Genomic DNA, 4618 nt, shown 5'->3' on the forward strand with positions numbered 1-4618 from the left:
CACTCGATAGGAATCAGAAAAGGCCCCATGAAGTAACAAACGGTGTGCCCGCCCCGCAACACGCCGAGCGGACACACTTTTTGCTACTTAACCCGCTGGGGCAACCAATAGAAAAGGCTCGGACCTCACTCAGTTAACAAGAGTGAGGTCCGAGCCTTTTACTATCCGACGCTTTTCACAGCGTCTGCTGACAGCTCTGCTCAGCTAATGACTTAGTTGAAGGAGTCACCGCAAGCGCAGGAGCCAGTGGCATTCGGGTTATCGATGGTGAAGCCCTGCTGTTCAATGGTGTCAGCGAAGTCGATGGTGGCACCGGACAGGTACGGAACCGACTGGCGATCAACGACCAGCTTGACGCCACCGAAAACTTCGGCGACATCGCCGTCGAGGCTGCGGTCATCGAAGTAGAGCTGGTAGCGCAGGCCGGCACAGCCGCCCGGAGCCACGGAAATACGCAGTGCCAGGTCGGTGGCACCTTCTTGGTCCAGAAGTGCCTTTGCCTTGGCAGCCGCAGCTTCGGTCAGGGTAACGCCAGTGCTCTGAGCAGTAGTCATAGCGCGTGTCCTCCTTGTTGAAGTGTTTAAGTATGCGAGTCGACCCCAAGGTCGGCTACGTCATTATTTATCACAACCTTACCGACCAGTCTTTAATTCCCAATTCTGGGTTCTCTTTTTCTTTCTCTTTTTCGGAAGTCTCTTTTTGCCGCCACATCGCAACCACACCACGGCTTCCCACGCCACAAGCGCACTCTTCCCGCCTGCCCCTGCGGCGGTCATCCCCAAAACCTCGCCCTTGCCCCGTCCCTGCCCCTCAACCTGCAACCTAATTAGGGAAGCACCTTGAAGACCTTATAATCTGGGGTCGTGAATCTACCGTGGAAAAAGAATGACAAAAAGTCCAAGGCAGCTGACGCAGCTAACGCTGACGCAACCAACGCCGGAGAAGTAGCCACCGACGCGACCGCATCCAGCGGGGCCAAGGGCACCGCTTCGGAGTCTCAGCAGCCCGAGAAGAAGCACAGCGGTGCTTTTACTCCCAAGAAGGGGCGCCCCACTCCGAAGCGCAACGAGGTTGAGCGCGAACGCGGCATCCGCCGTGGCCCGGTCGAGGCGCCGCTGACCGCTAAGGAAGCTCGCCAGCGCCGCAAGGAGCTCAAGGCTTCCATGTCCAAGGAAGAGCTCAAGGCCGCCAAGGCACGCGAGCGAGCAGAGCGACGTGAGCAGCGTCGCATTGCCGACGAGCGCATGGCCGCCGGCGATCCGCGCTACATGCTGCCACGCGACCAGGGCGCTGAGCGCAAGTTTGTCCGCGACTGGGTTGATTCCCGTCGCTTCCTCGCTAACGTGTTCCTCCCGTTCGCGCTGATTCTGCTGCTGATTATGATGATTGGCACTTCCCTGCCGAAGCTGGCCAACATCGCATCTCTCATCGCGATGGTTCTCATCATCGCCCTGATTATCGAGGGCATTTACATCGGCCGCCGTGCCATCAAGTTGACGCGTGAGCGCTTCCCGAAGACCACCGAAGGGGCCTGGGGACTGGGCTTCTACGCTTACTCCCGCGCTTCTCAGCCGCGTCGTCTGCGTACTCCGCGTCCGCAGGTCAACATCGGCGACGAAATCAAGTAGCCTCATCTGCCATGCGCACTTTGGTTCTCGGTGGCGCCCGCTCAGGCAAGTCCTCATGGGCTGAGCACGAGCTGCTGGCCACCGCCGCAGCCTCAACCGGCGGTGCCTCAGATGCTGCAGCCTCAACGGTGTTGCATTACATCGCAACAGCACGGCCCTGGCCCGGTGATAGCGATTTTCACTCCAGGGTCGAGGAGCACCGCATTCGTCGTCAAGCACAGGCAAAAGAGCACGGAGTGGCCTGGCACACGGTTGATGACGTCGATGCGGTGGAAGCTCTCGCGTCGCCGGAGCGGCGCATGCTGCTGGACGATGTCGGCACCTGGCTGACGCACATCATCGACGCGCAGGGGCTGTGGGAGGCGCCGAGGGGCAGCGTCGCGCCGTGGACGCACTCGCTTGTCGACGCCGTGCGCAACTTCCCCGCAGATTCCGACCTGTTCATTGTGTCGCCCGAAGTGGGCTTCGGTGTCATTCCCGAACACCGCTCAGGGCGGCTTTTCCGTGATGAAATTGGCCTTCTCAACCAACAGCTCGCAGCTGTCTGTGATCGTGTTGTCCTAGTTGTGGCTGGCTGCCCCATGGAAGTCAAGGCGGCGAACTAGATTCACTCCACGCCGCTTCCCCTATGACGGTCTGCCTAGCAATGCGAATAGCTGTGCACCAATGGTCGGTAGACAAATCGTTTTCGGGTAGCGTTTGAGAGTATGAACGCGGATTATTTTGGACCGGTAGCACGCCCTGACGAAGAGACTGAACAGGCCGCCCGCGCGCGCCATGAGCAGTTGACTAAACCCGCAGGCTCACTTGGCCGGTTGGAAGAACTCGGCATTTGGATTTCGGCGTGTCAGGGAGAATGCCCTCCGCGTGACCTGGACGATTGTCGTGTTTATGTCTTCGCTGGTGACCACGGTGTTGCCCAGGGCGGGGTGTCCGCGTACCCGTCCGAGGTGTCTATTCAGATGCTTGCCAATATCGAGGCAAAGGGTGCCGGCGTGAACGCTATCGCTGACATCGCGGGAGCCACTGTTACCGGTGTGGACATTTCCCTCGACCACGATGCCGAAGGGCCATACCGTATCCGTCGCAGCTGTGGTTCTATCGACCGCGAGGATGCGATGAGCGAGGAGGAGGTCGATAAGGCCATCCGCACGGGCATCGCGATTGCCGACGCCGCCGTTGATGAAGGCGCTGACCTGCTCATTGCCGGCGACCTGGGCATCGGAAACACCACTCCAGCCGCGGCGCTGATTGGTGCCGTGACCAACTCCGAACCGGTGGTCGTCGTCGGCCGAGGCACTGGCATTGATGACGAGGGGTGGAAGCTCAAGGTCGCTGCCGTACGCGATGCCATGTTCCGCGTGCGTCGCCTGCGCAATGACCCGGTTGAGGTGCTCCGTCGTATTTCCTCGCCGGATATGACCGTGATGGCCGCGTTCTTGGCGCAAGCAGCGGTTCGTCGCACTCCTGTGATTTTGGACGGAGTGGTTGTCACATCCGCTGCTCTGCTGGCTGACCAGCTCGCTCCGGGCGCCCGCGATTGGTGGGTCGCCGGCCACAAGTCGGCAGAGCCCGCGCACGCGCTTGCCCTTCGACACCTGGATAAGGAACCACTTCTCGAATACGGGATGCGTCTTGGCGAAGGCTCCGGCGCCGTCGCTGCCCTACCGCTGGTCAAGTCCGGCGTATCGGTCCTGCGCAACATGGCTACTTTCGCCGACGCAGGCGTAAGCACCAAGGACTAATCGACTTGTCCGACAAAGCCGGCCCGTCTCGCCAGGACAACCTCGACGGCGATCCCTCTGCTCACGGCAATGCCGTCGCTGAGGCCATCACCACTGCCCTGTCCTGGCTCACCATCCTGCCCTTCAAAGGCGCGAGCGTGTTCGACCGCATCACCGGCCGTCGCGCCATCGCCGCACTGCCAGTAGCTGGGCTCGTTCCTGCCGCGGGTGCAGTTCTCATCACGGCGGCGCTGTTCGCAACGTCGTCGTCAGGCACGCCCACGCTTTACGACGTCACCCCGATCCTCGGCGGCACCCTGATTATGGTGGCGGCACAGATGTTGACCCGCGCGATGCACCTGGATGGGCTGGCGGATGTGGCGGATGCCCTCGGCTCGTATAAGCCGCCGGAGGGGGCGCGGGAGGTGCTGCGCGATCCGAGCACCGGCCCAATGGGCGTGGGCTCCATCGTGCTGACGATGTTGACGACGACGACTGCTTTTGCCGTGATTGTGGCTAGTGTGCTGTCGCAGTGGTCTGCTGGTCAGATGTGGCCTGGTGTGGTTGCGCTGTGCTTGCCTTTTGTAGCCTCTCGCGCGGCAGCAACGACTGCCTGCTGGCGCGGCTTTCCGCCTTTTTCGAACAGCGGCTTCGGCTCTCTGACTGCCGGTACTCAGTCCACAGTCACGGTGACCTGCTGGTGGATACTGTTGCTCGCTGTGTCGGGCTGGATGGTTGGGCTCGTGGGCGTAGTCGCTTGTGCACTGAGCTTTGGCGTTACACTGCTGCTGACGCGGCATTGCGTGAAGAGGTTTGGCGGAGTCAACGGCGACGTGTTTGGTGCAGTCATTGAGATAACGTGCGCTGTCTGTGCCGTGGCACTTGCCATAGGGTTCTAGCAGGGAAAATGCGCGCATTGCCCCCGTTGGGGTTTTCTTTAAAAAGAACTATTGACGGTCGCTTTGACGCGGACGTATTCTGAGGGCACACCGCCGGGAAGGCGGAGTACAGGAGGCTCGTTTCGGGGCTCGCCCAAATTATTTTGCGCCGACCGTTTGCCGGGGCGCCAAGAACGAGCACACCTTCTAGCCTCCCAGCTAATTAAAAAAGCGCGTCCCGCCGCAGCGATGCACGGGACGCGCTTTTCTTTGTTGGGGTGACACTCCCAGGTTTGGGGTTAAGTAAAGAAAAGTGTGTCTTTTCCGGGCGTGTTGCGGTTATTTGATCCAGCCTTTTTGGATGCCGAGGTTGTGTTGGTAGCTGGTG

At 60.5% G+C, this 4618-nt stretch carries 5 protein-coding genes; 4 read left to right on the top strand and 1 reads right to left on the bottom strand.

All coding sequences use genetic code 11. From position 1 onward, the window contains the following. Positions 1 to 212: 212 nt before the first annotated feature. Entirely contained in the window at positions 213 to 554 is a 342-nt protein-coding gene (locus tag AB1Z34_RS11015; protein ID WP_005512007.1) for an iron-sulfur cluster assembly accessory protein, read from the bottom strand. Between the two features lie 309 nt (positions 555 to 863). Here AB1Z34_RS11015 and AB1Z34_RS11020 point away from each other — a divergent pair, with 309 nt between their 5' ends. The 4 genes from AB1Z34_RS11020 (at position 864) to AB1Z34_RS11035 (ending at position 4251) form a co-directional block, all read left to right on the top strand. Then, a complete protein-coding gene (locus AB1Z34_RS11020; protein ID WP_323632493.1) occupies positions 864 to 1628 on the top strand; it encodes a DUF3043 domain-containing protein in 765 nt (254 codons plus the stop codon). A gap of 11 nt (positions 1629 to 1639) precedes the next feature. Next, positions 1640 to 2233 carry a bifunctional adenosylcobinamide kinase/adenosylcobinamide-phosphate guanylyltransferase gene (locus AB1Z34_RS11025; RefSeq protein WP_049190511.1) on the top strand — a complete coding sequence of 198 codons (594 nt, stop codon included), beginning with the start codon at positions 1640 to 1642 and terminating at the stop codon, positions 2231 to 2233. A gap of 102 nt (positions 2234 to 2335) precedes the next feature. Continuing rightward, entirely contained in the window at positions 2336 to 3373 is a 1038-nt protein-coding gene (gene cobT / locus AB1Z34_RS11030; RefSeq protein WP_049190512.1) for a nicotinate-nucleotide--dimethylbenzimidazole phosphoribosyltransferase, read from the top strand. Positions 3374 to 3378: 5 nt separating this feature from the next. After that, positions 3379 to 4251, top strand: coding sequence for an adenosylcobinamide-GDP ribazoletransferase (locus AB1Z34_RS11035; protein WP_367158343.1), 873 nt, complete (start codon positions 3379 to 3381; stop codon positions 4249 to 4251). The last annotated feature ends 367 nt before the right edge of the window (positions 4252 to 4618 follow it).

This window comes from Corynebacterium sp. 045007, from assembly GCF_040743205.1.
Lineage (GTDB): Bacteria > Actinomycetota > Actinomycetes > Mycobacteriales > Mycobacteriaceae > Corynebacterium > Corynebacterium jeikeium_D.